The sequence below is a fragment of the Streptomyces sp. NPDC037401 genome (assembly GCF_055602345.1).
Map to the genome: position 1 here is coordinate 125,026 of NZ_JBVJWO010000003.1, position 14,883 is coordinate 139,908.

At 73.2% G+C, this 14,883-nt stretch carries 15 protein-coding genes; 6 read left to right on the forward strand and 9 right to left on the reverse strand.

The window, feature by feature from the left end:
- Positions 1–189: 189 nt before the first annotated feature.
- The gene (locus ACZ7H1_RS03500) at positions 190–981 is read right to left on the reverse strand and encodes a metal-dependent hydrolase (RefSeq protein WP_470783337.1); all 792 of its coding nucleotides are present in this window, start codon (positions 979–981) and stop codon (positions 190–192) included.
- Between the two features lie 144 nt (positions 982–1,125).
- Here ACZ7H1_RS03500 and ACZ7H1_RS03505 point away from each other — a divergent pair, with 144 nt between their 5' ends.
- The 3 genes from ACZ7H1_RS03505 to ACZ7H1_RS03515 are packed head-to-tail and all read left to right on the forward strand — an operon-like array spanning position 1,126 to position 4,961.
- On the forward strand, positions 1,126–3,639 hold the full coding sequence (locus tag ACZ7H1_RS03505) for a DEAD/DEAH box helicase (protein ID WP_470783339.1): 2,514 nt from the start codon (positions 1,126–1,128) through the stop codon (positions 3,637–3,639).
- Between the two features lie 16 nt (positions 3,640–3,655).
- Positions 3,656–4,546 (forward strand): acyl-CoA thioesterase, encoded by an 891-nt coding sequence (locus ACZ7H1_RS03510; RefSeq protein ID WP_470783340.1) that lies wholly within the window; start codon positions 3,656–3,658, stop codon positions 4,544–4,546.
- A 10-nt stretch (positions 4,547–4,556) separates the two neighbouring features.
- Positions 4,557–4,961, forward strand: a complete 405-nt coding sequence (locus ACZ7H1_RS03515; RefSeq protein WP_470783342.1) for a YchJ family protein — start codon at positions 4,557–4,559, stop codon at positions 4,959–4,961.
- On the opposite strand, the gene ACZ7H1_RS03520 is transcribed toward ACZ7H1_RS03515, so the two are convergent.
- Together ACZ7H1_RS03520 and ACZ7H1_RS03525 are read right to left on the reverse strand one after the other, a co-directional pair.
- Entirely contained in the window at positions 4,878–5,798 is a 921-nt protein-coding gene (locus ACZ7H1_RS03520) for a DUF6397 family protein (protein WP_470783343.1), read from the reverse strand. The genes ACZ7H1_RS03515 and ACZ7H1_RS03520 overlap by 84 nt on opposite strands.
- Before the next feature lie 83 nt (positions 5,799–5,881).
- Positions 5,882–6,277 carry a roadblock/LC7 domain-containing protein gene (locus ACZ7H1_RS03525; RefSeq protein ID WP_470783345.1) on the reverse strand — a complete coding sequence of 132 codons (396 nt, stop codon included), beginning with the start codon at positions 6,275–6,277 and terminating at the stop codon, positions 5,882–5,884.
- A gap of 98 nt (positions 6,278–6,375) precedes the next feature.
- On the opposite strand from ACZ7H1_RS03525, the gene ACZ7H1_RS03530 reads away from it, so the two are divergent.
- Positions 6,376–6,804 (forward strand): PPOX class F420-dependent oxidoreductase, encoded by a 429-nt coding sequence (locus ACZ7H1_RS03530; RefSeq protein WP_470783346.1) that lies wholly within the window; start codon positions 6,376–6,378, stop codon positions 6,802–6,804.
- A 35-nt stretch (positions 6,805–6,839) separates the two neighbouring features.
- Here the strand turns inward: ACZ7H1_RS03530 and ACZ7H1_RS03535 are convergent, their stop codons facing one another.
- From ACZ7H1_RS03535 to ACZ7H1_RS03555, 5 genes are all read right to left on the reverse strand, one after another.
- The gene (locus ACZ7H1_RS03535) at positions 6,840–7,484 is read right to left on the reverse strand and encodes a GTP-binding protein (protein ID WP_470783574.1); all 645 of its coding nucleotides are present in this window, start codon (positions 7,482–7,484) and stop codon (positions 6,840–6,842) included.
- Positions 7,484–7,915 (reverse strand): DUF742 domain-containing protein, encoded by a 432-nt coding sequence (locus ACZ7H1_RS03540; RefSeq protein WP_470783347.1) that lies wholly within the window; start codon positions 7,913–7,915, stop codon positions 7,484–7,486. The genes ACZ7H1_RS03535 and ACZ7H1_RS03540 overlap by 1 nt, the downstream gene beginning before the upstream one ends.
- A 13-nt stretch (positions 7,916–7,928) precedes the next feature.
- On the reverse strand, positions 7,929–8,348 hold the full coding sequence (locus ACZ7H1_RS03545; protein ID WP_470783576.1) for a roadblock/LC7 domain-containing protein: 420 nt from the start codon (positions 8,346–8,348) through the stop codon (positions 7,929–7,931).
- A 20-nt stretch (positions 8,349–8,368) separates the two neighbouring features.
- Positions 8,369–11,077, reverse strand: coding sequence for a sensor histidine kinase (locus tag ACZ7H1_RS03550; RefSeq protein WP_470783349.1), 2,709 nt, complete (start codon positions 11,075–11,077; stop codon positions 8,369–8,371).
- A gap of 176 nt (positions 11,078–11,253) precedes the next feature.
- Positions 11,254–12,033, reverse strand: coding sequence for an MHYT domain-containing protein (locus tag ACZ7H1_RS03555; protein WP_470783351.1), 780 nt, complete (start codon positions 12,031–12,033; stop codon positions 11,254–11,256).
- Between the two features lie 150 nt (positions 12,034–12,183).
- On the opposite strand from ACZ7H1_RS03555, the gene ACZ7H1_RS03560 reads away from it, so the two are divergent.
- On the forward strand, positions 12,184–12,783 hold the full coding sequence (locus tag ACZ7H1_RS03560) for a class I SAM-dependent methyltransferase (RefSeq protein ID WP_470783352.1): 600 nt from the start codon (positions 12,184–12,186) through the stop codon (positions 12,781–12,783).
- A gap of 22 nt (positions 12,784–12,805) precedes the next feature.
- On the opposite strand, the gene ACZ7H1_RS03565 is transcribed toward ACZ7H1_RS03560, so the two are convergent.
- Positions 12,806–13,741 carry an oxygenase MpaB family protein gene (locus ACZ7H1_RS03565; protein WP_470783354.1) on the reverse strand — a complete coding sequence of 312 codons (936 nt, stop codon included), beginning with the start codon at positions 13,739–13,741 and terminating at the stop codon, positions 12,806–12,808.
- A gap of 178 nt (positions 13,742–13,919) precedes the next feature.
- On the opposite strand from ACZ7H1_RS03565, the gene ACZ7H1_RS03570 reads away from it, so the two are divergent.
- The gene (locus ACZ7H1_RS03570; RefSeq protein WP_470783356.1) at positions 13,920–14,837 is read left to right on the forward strand and encodes a hypothetical protein; all 918 of its coding nucleotides are present in this window, start codon (positions 13,920–13,922) and stop codon (positions 14,835–14,837) included.
- Positions 14,838–14,883 lie beyond the last annotated feature (46 nt).

The following is a 14,883-nucleotide window of genomic DNA, read 5'->3' on the forward strand; positions in this document are numbered from 1 at the left end:
CTGCCCGCCCCTCCTCCTCCCCCTCCCCGCCCTCCCCCCCCCCCCCCCCCCCCCCCCCCCCCCCCCCCCCCCCCCCCCCCCCCCCCCCCCCCTCTCCCCCCCCCCCCCCGCTCCCGTCGTGTACGCGGCGGAGAAGCCGGTGGGGGTCAGGCGCGGCAGGGCGGGCATCGGGCCGCTGCCGGGCGGGCGCTAGATGACGTTCAGGGCTGCGGCCCCGCCCACTCCCCCTAGCAGCATGAACACCGGCATGAGGACCTTCAGCTCGACCCAGCTGCCCGCACGGAACCGCATGGCCTTCGGCGGGCCGAGCGGGTACCAGCGCTTGCCCGCGATGGGGATCGGCCACAGGACCGGGCAGCCGGAGACGGTCAGCGCGTCCCCGATGTCGTGCACCAGCGCGCCCAGCACGATCGGCAGGCCCAGCCACAGGTACTCCTGCCCGGGGGCGGAGAACAGCCAGTCGGCGCCGTTGCCCGGCTGGTCCAGCACACCGGCGAGGATCCAGGCGCTGGTCGCCCCCAGCAGCCAGACCAGCACGTCGCTGGACATCCGGGCGGCCCGCCACAGCAGGCCTTCCACGGCCAGCACCAGGTGTATGAAGAGGAGCGTGAGCACTCCCCACCGGTCGGCCGTGACCGCGATCGCGGAGGCCCCGGCACCGATCAGCACGGCCCAGACCCAGGTGTGGGTCAGGGTCCGGTGGCCTCCGGAGCGGCGCGGGTCGCGGGTGGTGCGGGTGGCCTTGTAGACGGCGTACGAGATCTTGTCGACCACCTCGCACAGGCCCCGGGACAGCGGGCCGAAGGCGCGCGAGATCGTCGCGGACTTGTGGTCGAGGTCGGGAGCGAGGGCCGCGCCCGCGCAGATCAGCGCTCCGACGACGAGGACGGGCCAGGGCATCGGGTGCCCGGCGGCCGCGGTCGCCGCTCCCACCCCCAGCCAGGCCGCCGCGCCGGACAGGGAGTGCGCCGGTCCCATCATGGTCGTTCCCGCCCCAGGTCAGTGGTGTGCGGGCCCTGTTGACGGATGCGGTCGGGCCCGGTCGACGGCACAGCGTACCTTCGATGATCTTCACTACGTCGTCCGGTTCCCTCTTCCGGCGAGAAGCCAGGCAAGATGGGGGGTGTGACCCTCATTGATCAGCTGCCGCCGAACGCCGACCCCGACGCCCTCTTCGAGGCCTTCTCCTCGTGGGCGGAGGGACAGGGCATCGCCTTGTACCCGGCGCAGGAAGAGGCGCTGATCGAGGTCGTGTCCGGGGCGAACGTGATCCTTTCCACCCCGACGGGCTCCGGGAAGAGCCTGGTCGCCGCCGGTGCGCACTTCACCGCGCTGGCCCAGGACAAGGTGACCTTCTACACCGCCCCGATCAAGGCGCTGGTCTCGGAGAAGTTCTTCGACCTGTGCAAGCTCTTCGGGACCGAGAACGTCGGCATGCTCACCGGCGACGCCTCCGTCAACGCCGACGCCCCGGTCATCTGCTGTACCGCCGAGGTCCTCGCCTCCATCGCCCTGCGCGACGGCAAGAACGCCGATATCGGCCAGGTCGTCATGGACGAGTTCCACTTCTACGCCGAGCAGGACCGCGGCTGGGCGTGGCAGATCCCGATCCTGGAGCTGCCGCAGGCGCAGTTCGTCCTGATGTCGGCGACGCTCGGCGACGTCTCCCGCTTCGAAGAGGACCTCACCCGCCGCACCGGCCGGCCGACCTCCGTGGTGCGCTCCGCGACCCGGCCCGTCCCGCTCTCGTACGAGTACGTCACGACGCCCATCACCGACACCATCACCGAGCTGCTGGAGACCCGGCAGGCCCCGGTCTACATCGTGCACTTCACTCAGGCCCAGGCGGTCGAGCGGGCGCAGTCGCTGATGAGCATCAACATGTGCACGCGCGAGGAGAAGGACAAGATCGCCGAGCTGATCGGCAACTTCCGCTTCACCACCAAGTTCGGCCAGAACCTCTCCCGCTACGTCCGGCACGGCATCGGCGTCCACCACGCCGGCATGCTGCCCAAGTACCGTCGCCTGGTCGAGAAGCTCGCGCAGGCCGGTCTGCTGAAGGTCATCTGCGGTACGGACACCCTCGGCGTCGGCGTCAACGTCCCGATCCGCACGGTGCTGTTCACCGCCCTCACCAAGTACGACGGCAACCGGGTGCGCACGCTGCGGGCCCGTGAGTTCCACCAGATCGCCGGCCGCGCCGGCCGGGCCGGCTTCGACACGGCGGGCTACGTGGTCGCGCAGGCGCCCGAGCACGTCATCGAGAACGAGAAGGCGCTCGCAAAGGCGGGCGACGACCCGAAGAAGCGCCGCAAGGTGGTGCGCAAAAAGGCTCCCGAGGGCTTCGTCGCCTGGTCGGACACCACCTTCGAGAAGCTCATCGCCGCCGACCCGGAGGCTCTGACCTCTCGCTTCAAGGTCACCAACATCATGCTGCTGTCGGTGATCGCCCGGCCGGGCGACGCCTTCCGGGCGATGCGTCACCTGCTGGAGGACAACCACGAGCCCCGCAAGGCCCAGCTGCGGCACATCCGCCGGGCCATCGCGATCTACCGCTCGCTGCTGGACGGCGGCGTGGTCGAGAAGCTCGACACCCCGGACGCGGAAGGCCGCACCATCCGGCTCACCGTCGACCTCCAGCAGGACTTCGCGCTCAACCAGCCGCTGTCCACCTTCGCCCTGGCCTCCTTCGACCTGCTGGACCCGGAGTCCCCCTCCTACGCGCTGGACATGGTGTCCGTCGTGGAGTCCACGCTGGACGACCCGCGCCAGATCCTGGCCGCCCAGCAGAACAAGGAACGCGGCATCCAGGTCGGCCAGATGAAGGCCGACGGGATCGAGTACGAGGAGCGGATGGAGCGTCTCCAGGACGTCACCTATCCCAAGCCGCTCGAAGAGCTCCTCTCGCACGCCTACGACGTGTACGCCAAGAGCCACCCTTGGGTGCGCGACCACCCGGTCTCCCCCAAGTCGATCATCCGCGACATGTACGAACGCGCGATGACCTTCACCGAGTTCACCTCCTTCTACGAGCTGGCCCGCACCGAGGGCATCGTGCTGCGCTACCTCGCGAGCGCGTACAAGGCGCTGGACCACACCATCCCCGACGACCTCAAGTCGGACGACCTCGAGGACCTGATCGCCTGGCTCGGCGAGATGGTCCGCCAGGTGGACTCCAGCCTGCTCGACGAGTGGGAGCAGCTGGCCAACCCCGAGGTGCAGACCGCCGAGGAGGCCGTGGAGAAGGCCGACCAGGTCAAGCCGGTCACCGCCAACGCGCGCGCCTTCCGGGTGCTGGTCCGCAACGCGATGTTCCGCCGGGTCGAACTGGCCGCCCTGGACCACGTCAGGGAACTCGGCGAGCTCGACGGCGAGTCCGGCTGGGACGAGGACCGGTGGGGCGACGCCATGGACGCCTACTGGGACGAGTACGAGGACCTGGGCACCGGCCCCGATGCCCGCGGTCCGAAGCTGCTCATGATCGAGGAGGACCCGGCGCACGGCCTGTGGCGCGTCCGCCAGACCTTCGCCGACCCGAACGGCGACCATGACTGGGGCATCAGCGCCGAGGTCGACCTCGCCGCCTCCGACGAGGAGGGCCGCGCCGTGATCCGTGTCACCTCGGTCGGACAGCTGTGAGAGTGGAGGACGAGGGATGACGAACCCGGCCGAGAGACTGGTCGATCTGCTCGATCTCGAGCAGATCGAGGTCAACATCTTCCGAGGGCGCAGTCCGCAGGAGTCGCTGCAGCGCGTCTTCGGCGGCCAGGTGGCCGGCCAGGCCCTGGTGGCCGCCGGCCGCACCACCGAGGGGGACCGGCCGGTCCACTCGCTGCACGCGTACTTCCTGCGCCCGGGCATCCCGGGCGTGCCCATCGTGTACCAAGTGGAGCGTGTCCGCGACGGGCGCTCCTTCACCACCCGCCGGGTCACCGCCGTCCAGCAGGGCCGCACGATCTTCAACCTCACCGCCTCCTTCCACCAGCCGGAGGAGGGCAGCATCGAGCACCAGCTGCCTCCTCGCCTCGACTTCCCGCATCCCGATGCGCTGCCGAAGGTGGCGGACGAGATCCGCGAGCACCTGGGCGCACTGCCCGAGGCACTGGAGCGGATGGCCCGCCGCCAGCCCTTCGACATCCGTTATGTGGACCGGCTCCGCTGGACCCCGGAGGACCTCAAGGACGCCGATCCGCGCAGCGCGGTGTGGATGCGCGCGGTGGGGCCGCTCGGCGACGACCCCCTCGTGCACACCTGCGCGCTCACCTACGCGAGCGACATGACGCTCCTCGATGCCGTGCGCATCCCCGTGGAACCCCTGTGGGGCGTGCGCGGTTTCGACATGGCCTCGCTCGACCACGCCATGTGGTTCCACCGGCCGTTCCGGGCCGACGAGTGGTTCCTGTACGACCAGGAGTCCCCCATCGCCCACGGCGGCCGGGGCCTTGCCCGAGGCCGCATCTACGACGTGGAGGGCCGCCTGCTGGTCTCCGTGGTCCAGGAGGGCCTGTTCCGTCCGTACGCCCCCGCCTCATCCAAGAAGGGATGACCCTGCTCCCATGAGCTCCGCCGCCCCGTCCCCCTGTCCCTGCGGACTGCCCGCCGCCTACGCCCTGTGCTGCGGGCGCTTCCACGCGGGCACCGCGCAGGCGCCGACGGCCGAACTGCTGATGCGCTCGCGCTTCAGCGCCTTCGCCGTCGGCGACACCGCCTACCTGCTGCGGTCCTGGCACCCGGACACCCGGCCCGCCCGGCTCGACCTCGACCCGGGGCAGCGCTGGGAGAAGCTGGAGATCCTGGGCGCGCAGCACGGGGGCGTGTTCGAGACGGAGGGTGCGGTGGAGTTCCGGGCGCACTACCGCGAGGGCGGGCACAGCGGCTCACTGCACGAGCACAGCCGCTTCACCCGCGAGGGCGGCGCATGGGTCTATGTCGGCCCCCTCTCGCCCGTCGTCTTCGACTGAGCCTCCCGGGTCCGGGCCGGCTCCGGCCGTGCGGGCCACGGCCAGCTCGGTGTCGAGGCTGGTCCGGAACCGGAGGATCTCGTCCGGCTCCTGCGCGCGCAGCAGCCGGGCGGCCACCTCGGCTGCGGCCGGCCGCTTCGGGTAGCCGTACGGCAGCGGCGGGGCGAGTCCCGCGAGCACGACGCGCGCCGCCTGATCCGGTACGGCGCGGGCCAGTTCGTCCGGGGCCAGCAGCGCGGCCGGCACCGCGGCCCGCTCCCACGGGTCCGTACACCGGCGCAGCACCAGCTCGGCGTACCGGGCGCGCCAGGTGCGGGCCCGCAGGTCCGCGCCGGCGGCGATCCGCTCGCGGTCCGCTTCCCTCGCTCGTCCGGTGAGCAGGGTCGGATCCCGCCGGGCCAGGTCCCGGACGTCGTCGGCGAGATAGAGCCAGACGACGGCCCGGTAGCGGTTGACCCGGAATCCGGCCGGGGGCAGGTGCCCGCAGCGGGCGAGGCGCGTGAACCTCCCCTCGCTGATGCCGAGCAGCACCGCCCCGGAGACCGTTCCCACCGTGCGGACCCGCTCGCGCAGTTCGTCCGGGAAGCCGGCGCCGGCTTTGATCCGGTCCAGATCGGCCCGGCCGAACCGCGGAGTGCCGTCGGGTCCGCGCGCGGCCGCCCGTACCAGCCCCAACTGCACGGCCATCTCGAACTCGGCACGCCTGAGCACCAGTTCCGAAGCGGCGCGCGCAGCCGCGCACCCGGCAGGGGCCGCATCCGGGGCCCCGGCTCCCGCTGCGGCCACAGCTGCGGCCACGGCTTCTGCACCGGCTTCCGACGTCCTGAAAAACACCATGACGGCCCTCCCCCACGAGCGGCAGTGACTCTGTGTGAAGACCGTAACTCAGCGCAATGACATCGCGCCGGGCCTGTGGATAACTAATCCAGGCGGCTGCGCTCCGCGACACCGAGGTGCTCCCCGACGCGGTTGACGAGCAGGGTCATCTCGTACGCGACCTGCCCGATGTCCGCCTCCGCGGCGCTGAGCACGCACAGGCTGCTGCCTTCGCCCGCGGCCATCACGAAGAGGACCCCTTCGTCGTACTCCACCATGGTCTGGCGCACCTGACCGGCCCGGAAGTGCAGTCCGGAGCCCTTCGCCAGGCTCTGCAGCCCCGCCGAGACCGCCGCGAGGTGCTCCGCGTCCGCACGCGCCAGGCTGCTGCTCGCGCCGGTCACGAGTCCGTCGTTGGACAACACCACGGCGTGCCGCACCTGATGAACGCGCCGTGTCAGATCGTCGAGAAGCCAGTCCAGTTGCTTGTCCAGGGCCATCTCGGTCCCCCTCCCCCTTCGCGCGGTCGCCCCCGCCCCCGCGTCATCGTTTCGCCAGCCTTCCCCACCAGCGGCTTTCGGGCAAGGATGATGTCCGCATGGCGAAGAGAATGACTCAAGAGGAGTGGCGCGCCTTCGCGTCGCATTCCACCCGAACCGGCAAACTCTCCACCGTACGTGCGGACGGCAGCCCGCACATCGCCCCGATCTGGTTCGTTCTCGACGGGGAGACGTTCGTCTTCACCACCGGGAAGGACACCGTCAAGGGGCGGAATCTGGCCCGCGACGGACGGGGCGCGCTCTGCGTGGACGACGACCGGCCGCCGTTCTCGTACGTGGTGCTGCAGGGCCGCGCCGAGATCAGCGAGGACCCGGAGCAGCTGCTCGACTGGGCCACCCGGATCGGCGCCCGGTACATGGGCGAGGAGCGGGCCGAGGCCTTCGGCAGGCGCAATGCCGTTCCGGGTGAACTGCTCGTCCGCGTCCGCATCGAGAAGGTGGTCTCGGAGTCCGGCGTGGCCGACTGACGCCGCCGTGCGCAGGGGCGGGGGCGGGGCGGGCGTCACACCGGTCCGGCCGGATGACCGACCGAGTCCAGCAGCCGGGCGGTGTGCACCCGCCCCGCGTACTCGACCAGCCTGATCAGGACTTCCTTCCCGGAGTCCTTGTCCCGGGCGTCGCACAGCACCACCGGGGTCCCCTGGTCCAGGTCGAGTGCCCGCGAGACGTCGGGCGCGCCGTAGCGGCGGGCCCCGGCGAAGCAGTTGACGGCCACCACGAAGGGGATGTGGCGGTGCTCGAAGTAGTCGACGGCCGGGAAGCAGTCCTCCAGCCGCCGGGTGTCCGCGAGGACCACCGCTCCCAGGGCGCCCTGGGACAGCTCGTCCCACAGGAACCAGAAACGATCCTGCCCGGGGGTCCCGAACAGGTAGAGCGACAGCCCGGACCGGATGGTGATCCGGCCGAAGTCCATGGCGACGGTGGTCGTGGTCTTCTGGTCGACGCCACCCGTATCGTCCACCAGCTCACCGGCCTCGCTGAGGAGTTCCTCGGTGCGCAGCGGCCTGATCTCGCTGACCGCGCCGACCAGCGTGGTCTTGCCCACGCCGAAGCCGCCCGCGACCAGGATCTTCAGCGCGAGGGCGGCCGATTCCTCGCCGGGTGCCGCCCCTGTTCCAGGTCCCGGTCCGCTGCCGTCGGTTCTCATCACAGCGCTCTCAATCCCTCGATGACTTCACGCAGAATCCGTTCGTCCGGCAGCTGCGCGGGCGGTACGGGCCGGCTCACGCGGACGTGACCGGCCTCCAGCAGGTCGCCGAGCAGCACGCGGACCACTCCGACCGGCAGGTCCGCGTCGGCCGAGAGCTCGGCCACGGACTGGGTTTCCGACCTGCACAGTCCCAGCAGCGCCCGGTGTTCGGGGCCGAGCAGCGATTCGGCCGCCGCGTCGGTGCCGTCCGGGTCCACGACGACGAGCGCGATGAGGTCGAAGCGCACTCCGCTCGGGCCCGGCTTGGTACGGCCGCCGGTCATCGCGTACGGGCGGACCAGGGGGCCCGCATCGGCGTCGTACCAGCGGCCGCCCGCCTCGCCCGGTGCGGCGGCGGCTCCGCCCGTGCTCTCTCCGTGCCCGGTCATGTGCGGGCCGCCCTCAGCCGGCGGCCGGAGGCCGGGCGGCGAACCGCGGTGGCGTGTAGAGGTGTTCGCCGACCCGCTTGACCAGGCGGGCCATCTCGTACGCGATCAGGCCGATGTCGGCGGAGGCGGCGCTGAGGACGGCCAGACAGGAGCCGTCACCGGCAGCGGCGACGAACAGGAAGCCGTCGTCCATCTCCACCATCGTCTGGCGCACGCCCCCGGCGTGGAAGTGCCGCCCCGCGCCCTTGGCCAGGCTGTTGAACCCGGAGGCCACGGCGGCCAGGTGCTCCGCGTCCTCGCGGCTCAGCGCGCTCGACGCGCCGACCGCCAGGCCGTCGTTGGACAGGACGACGGCGTGCCGGACCTCCCGGACCCGCGCCACCATGTCGTCCAGCAGCCAGTCCAGTTCCCCTGAACGCCGTGCGCCGTCCATGTCGATCCTCTGGTGTTCGATCACGACTGTTCTCCTTCACTGCCTGCGTGGGCGGCGTCGGCCGAGCCGCGGGCCCAGCCGGCGCGGTAGGCCGTCATACGGTCCCTGGCCTCCTCGGGGCTGCGCCCGTCCGGGTCCCCGGGCGTACGGGCGGGCTCGGGCGGCGCGGGGACGGGGGCTTCGCGCAGCTGGGGGACGAGGCTGGCCTGCCGGACCCGGCGGGGCAGTTCGGTGACTCCGGCGGGCAGCGCAGCTGCCCCGGCCGCCGGGCCGGCGATTCCGCCGCCGGGGCCCGGCGAAGCGCCGCCCGGGTGGCCCGCCGGCGCGCCCGAGCTGCCCGTACGCCCTCCGGGACCCGCGGGTCCCCGCGGCCGCAGGGTGGCGACCGGCGCCGGGGGCTGCTCCTGCACGACCGAGGGGGCGGGCGCGGGGCCGGAGGCCGGGACGCCGGGTCCGGGAACCGCCACGGGCCGGCGCCCGGGGATCCGCGGCGCGGGCTCCCCCGCCGCGGCCACGGCCGGGCTCGGACGGGCCCCGGCTGCGGGGCCGGTTGCGGAGGCGGCCTGACCGGGGGCGGTGGCAGCGTCGGCGGCCGGAGCGGGCGCCGACGCCCCGCCCGCGGTCAGCGCGCCCTGGAGGAGCGCGTGCGGGATGAGCACCACGGCGGTCGTACCACCGTACGGTGACGTGCGAAGGTGCACTTTCACACCGTGCCGGGCCGACAGCCGGCTCACCACGAACAGGCCGAGCCGGTCGCTGTCGAAGAGGTCGAGGGCCTCCGACTGCTCGATCCGCCGGTTCGCCTCGGCCAGCGACTCGCGGCCCATGCCGAGTCCGCGGTCCTCGACTTCCAGCACGTACCCGGCGCCCACGGGCTCGCCGCTGACCCGCACCTTGGTGTGCGGGGGCGAGAACTGGGTCGCGTTCTCGACGAGTTCGGCGAGCAGGTGGGTGAGGTCGGCGACGGCGGCGCCGACGACGGCGGCCTCGGGCAGCTGGCGCACCTCCACCCGCGGATAGTCCTCGATCTCCGAGACCGCGGCGCGGACGACGTTGGTCAGCGGTACGGGCATCCGCCAGGCCCGCCCGGGTGCCGCACCGGAGAGGATGATGAGGCTTTCGGCATGCCGGCGCATCCGGGTGGTGAGGTGGTCGAGCCGGAACAGGTCGCCGAGTTCGTTGGGGTCGTCGGCGCGGCGCTCCATCGAGTCGAGCAGGTTCAGCTGGCGGTGGACGAGCACCTGGCTGCGCCGGGCGAGGTTGACGAAGACGCCCGATACCCCGCTGGCCAGTTCGGCGCGTTCCACGGCGGCGCTCAGCGCGGCCCGGTGGACGGTGGCCAGCGCCTGGCCCACCTGCGCGATCTCGTCCTCCGCCGGGGGCTCGGCGGGGGCCTCGGCGGCCACGTCGATGTCCTGACCGGCGCGCAGCCGGTCCATGGCGTCGGGGAGTTTGCGGTGGGCGATCTCCAGGGCGCCGTTGCGCAGGGAGACCAGTTCCACGACGAGCGCACGGCCGATGCGGACCGAGATGACGAGGGACGCGGCCACGGCGAGCAGGCCGAGCAGCACCGCCGCCCCCGCGACGCTCACCGCTCCCTCGGCCAGCGGGTCGGCCCGGTCCGCGGCGCCCGCCCGCGCCGTGTTCTCGATCTCCCGCATCGCCTCGGCGACCTCCCCGGCGACGGAGTCCCATCCCGCGGGCACGGTACGGGCCGCCTGCCCGCCGGTGCCCGCGGCGAGCAGCCGGTCCTCGGCAGCGATGAGCGCGGCGTACGCGGCGCCCTTGGCGGTCGCCTGCCAGGCCGTGCGCGCGTCGGCCGGAAGGTCCGCGGCTGCGGCGTCGGTCAGCGTACGGCGGCTCTCGGCGGCCGCGGTGAAACGGCGGAGCTCCTCGGCGCCGAGTGCGGTCCGGCCCGTGCGGCCGGCGAGCAGGGCGTCCTCGCGGGCCAGCTGCTCGGCGGCGCGCCCGAATTCGAGCAGGACGCGGGTGCCGGAGCCGTGGCCCGCCGCAGCCGCCGCGGCACCGGCCCCGCTCGCGTCGCCACTGCCGGCGAGGCTGCCGCCGACGGCGAAGGCCGAGCCGATGACCCGTGCGTACGCCTCGAAGGCCGCGTCCGAGGTGGCCTTGCGGGCGTCGATGTCCGCACGCACCGGGGTGAGCGATTGCGCGGCGGTGATGAACTCCCGCAACCGCTCCGCCACCGCGGCCGGGTGGTCGCCGGAGTCCGCGACGGTGTGGTCGTCGCCCAGCCGGAGCCGGGCCACGGCGGCGTCGGTGCGCCGCCCCTGGCTCTCCAGCGCGGCCGCGAGGTCTCCGGTCGGCGTCGCCAGGAACCGTACGGCAGCCCGGCGTTCAGCCTGGAGTTCGGTCACGGCCCGGCCGACGGGGAGGCGGATCTCCTCGTCCACGCGCTGGATCCGGCTGAGCCGGGCCACGTCCTGGGCCGTGCTGACGGTGGCGAACGCCCACAGGGCGAGCAGCGAGACCACGGGCACCATCAGCAGCGAAACGATCTTCGCGCGCACGGTGCCGGGGCGCAGTCGCAGACCGCGTACCGGAGCGGACGCGGCGGGACGGGAGCCCGGTCCCGCCGCACCGGTGCCCGCGCGGGGCCGGTCGTCCGGGTGCTCGTCGGCCGGGGGGCCGGCGTGCGCCCGTCGGCCGCGCGCCGGCGGCGCGGGCAGCCGGGACGACGGGGCGTCCGGTGTCCTGCGGGGTGTGCGCATGGGCTCCTCGTTCCGGATGGCGGTGCGGTTGCTGCCTTTGTTGCCTGTACGCGGTACGGCGGTGCGGTGGTACGGACGGGCACGGATACGGGTACGGCGCCCCCGTCGCCCGGGCGGCTCAGGAGCTCAGGGGTTCAAGAGCTCAGGGACTTCGGGGGCTCAGGGACTCCGGGGGCTCAGCGGGAAGCCGCGGCCCGGCCGCCGAGGCGCTGCGCGGAGGCGGAGGCGGCGCGTTCGTCCGCCGTCGGGGAGAGGGCGACGAAGGCGGAGGTGAGGAAGAGGTACGAGCCGAGGCCGACGGCGAGCGGGAAGATGAACTGCATGGCCGTGGCCCCCGGCAGGGCGGCATCGGAGGGGGTGACCTCGACGCTCACGGCCATCATCCCGGTGTAGTGCATGCTGCTCACCGCGGCGCCCATGACCAGGGAGGCCACGGCCACCGCGACCGGAGCCTTGATGTTCAGGGCGGCCCACAGGGCGGCGGTGGCGGCGACGACCGCGATGGCCACGGAGAACCCGACCGTCAGCGGGGAGTAGTCGACGTCCCCGTGCAGGCGCAGGGCCGCCATGCCGAGGTAGTGCATGCTCGCGACGCCGAGTCCGGTGGTCAGCCCGCCGAGCACGAGCGCCCGGCCGCGGTCGCGGCCGTAGCCGACGGCGAACACCCCCGCACCCACCACGGCCATCGCGACGAGGAGGCTGAGGATGGTCAGCGGCACGTTGTAGTGGATGTCGGTGCCGGTGACGCTGAAGCCGAGCATGGCCACGAAGTGCATGGTCCAGATCCCGGTGCCGATGGCGGAGGCGGCGGTGAGCAGCCAGTTCCGCCGGGAGCGTCCGGTGGCGGCGAGCGCGCGGACGGTGCAGCGCAGCCCGAGGGCGGCGCCTATGGAGGCCATCACGTATGACAGCACGGGTGTCAGCCAGCCGAAGGCTGCGTGGTCCAGGTGTCCCATGGCCCAGGGACGCTAGTCCGGGTGAAGGCGCGAACAGGGGGCGCATTTCGAAAGCTGATGGAATATGACAGAGCTACGTTCGCGTTCGATCACACGCGGTGCCATCCTGCACACGGAATGTGGGGACGCCGGGTGAGGGATCATGGGCACATGAGCGAAGACCACACAGAAGTCCAGGAGTTCTTCGGGACCCGTGCCGCCGACTGGGACAGCCGGTTCCCCGACGACGGCCCCAAGTTCGCCGTCGGGGTGGCCGAGCTGGGCCTGCGTGCGGGGGACCGCGTACTCGACGCGGGGTGCGGCACGGGCCGGGCGCTGCCGCACCTGCGCGAGGCGGTCGGCCCCGGCGGAACCGTGATCGGCCTCGACCTCACGCCGGCGATGCTGACGGAGGTCGTACGGGCCGGCCGGGACCGCGGCGCCGCCCTCGTCCTCGGCGACGTGGCGCGGCTGCCGTTGCGCGACGCGTCACTCGACGCGGTGTTCGGCGCCGGACTCATCTCGCACCTGCCCGAACCGGCACGGGACCTGGCCGAGCTCGCCCGCGTCGTGCGCCCGGGCGGCAAGCTCGCGCTCTTCCACGCCATCGGGCGCAAGGCCCTCGCCGCGCGCCACGGCCGCCAGATCACCCCCGACGACCTGCGGGCCGAGGACAACCTCGGCCCGCTGCTGGCCGGTTCGGGCTGGCGGATGCTGTCGTACGCGGACGAGGACGCCCGCTTCCTCGCACTGGCCGTCCGTACGGACTGACCCGATCCGGGGCCGGGGCTGCTCAGCCGACGGCAGGGGGCTGCTGCTCTGCCGCGGCCGTCCCCGGCGTTCCCGTGCGGCGCGCGTGCGGGACCGGGCAGCCGGCGCGCCCCGGGACCGGGAAGGTGCCGAGCTCGGCCACGACGTACCCGCCCGGGTAGCTCTTGATCTCGGGGTTCTGGCGGGCGTAGTGCGGCCGGCTGCGCGGGGGCAGCAGGCGTACGGCGCGGCCGCGCAGCCGCAGCGCCCCCCGCACCAGGGAGCGGAGGGCGGGGCGGGGCGGGGCGTAGCGGAAGGCCGTGAGCAGGGAGTCGTCGAGGAGGGCCAGGCTCGCTCCGCGCACCAGCGGGGCGAGCGGCGCTGGATACCAGGAGGCCATCAGGCCGAGGGTCGCGTCGGAGACCCGGCGGCCGCCTTCGTCCCAGCCGAAGTGCTCCGACTCGTAGGCGTCGAGGTAGCTCTCGAACTCCTCGAAGGAGCCCGGGATTCCCTCGATGCCCATGTGGCGGCCGAGCGTGGCGTAGTAGTGGGCGGCCGCCTGCTTCTCGTGGTTCGTGAGGGGGCGCCATCCGTACGCGTCCATCCAGCGCTTCGGAATGACCACGAACGTGCACAGGACGTAGCGCATGTCGTCGTTGCCGATGTCGTAGCTGCGGTGCATCTGGTTGACGCGGCGGATCGCCGTGCGGGCGGTCTCGCTCTCGAAACCGTGCTCGATCACCGCGTCGAGCAGCAGCGCCGTGTCGTCGTAGCGCTTCTGCGGGCGGTCGGTGAACTCGGCGGTCTCGGCGAGCAGCCGGCCGATCGACGGCACGGCGTAGGTCCGGTAGAGGGCGAGCTCCAGGGCCCGGGTGTAGTCCCAGGGGAACTCGTACGTCGCGGTGAGCCGGTAGATCGTGAGGAAGTCCTTCTCCGGGTCGAGCCGGAGGATCTCCCTGAGCCGGTCGTAGCGCGTCACCGCATGGTCCCCTTCCGTGGCCGATACCCAACTCTACGTGCGCGGACAGACCTTGCTGCCCGCACCGGGCCGGGAAGGGGGGCGGGGGCCGCCGGAGCGGAAATCGCGTCCGGCCGCCTCTCGACGGCTGGGTTACTCACTGGTTAGGGTGCGCCGACGAACAGCAACGGGAGGGCACGTGACCGGGACGGACGAGGACGCCGGAGCAGGCGGCGCGGTGGCGGGCGCCGGCGCGGACGACGAGGGCGGGGACGGCGCGCTGTACGTGCTGTCGGCGCTGCTGCTCACGCCGGCGCAGTTCCCGAGCGTGCTCGGCGACGACTACCCGGAGGCCTGCCGGGCGCTGGGCCTGGAGACGCGCGCCGGCGGCTACGGACTGGTCCTGGGACAGGACGGGGAGGGGGCGCGCTGGACCGTGGTCGTCGACGACGTCTCGCTGGTCGCGGTCGCCATCGCCTCCTGGGACTGCGGGATGGAGTACGACCTCTCGCCGGACGAGCGCACCATCGTGGTCTCGCTGGCGGGCTGGCCGCTGGACCTGGCCGTGGCGGCACCCGGGCTGCCGGATCCCCATGATCCCGAGCAGGGCGCGGACGGGACCGGGCGGGTACCGCTCGCGCCGCCGCGGGCCGACGTGTGGGGGCCGGCGCAGCGGCGGCTGGGGGCCGACGAGATCGCCCGGCAGTGGACCGCCTGGCGGGAGCAGTACGAGGCGCCGGCGTCCGGGGCCCCGGCGGCCGGTTCTGCCGTCCCCGCCGACCCCGCGGACTCCGCCGGGGCCGTCGCCGGGGGCGCGGAGGCCGCGGAGGCCGCCTCGCGGGCACCGGCGCACGCCGGGGTACGACGGGTCCTGGACGAGGCCCGCGGCTACACGCAGGACCCTCCGCCGCCGGGCCGGATCCGGTCGGCCTTCGCCGCGGGAGACGCGCGCACGCTGCGGGTCGACGGGCCGGGATGGTCGATGGTGGCACGGACCGACGACATGGCCTTCGTCCTGCTCGACGACGAGCCGGGAGAGGTGCGCCCGGTCGGTCGGGGCCCCGAACTGCCGGGTCTGCTTGCTGCGTTGGACCGGATCGCGGTCCGCCCGGCCTGACGGGTGCCTCCGCTGCCCGGTGCACCCGGCTGCGATCATGGAGCGG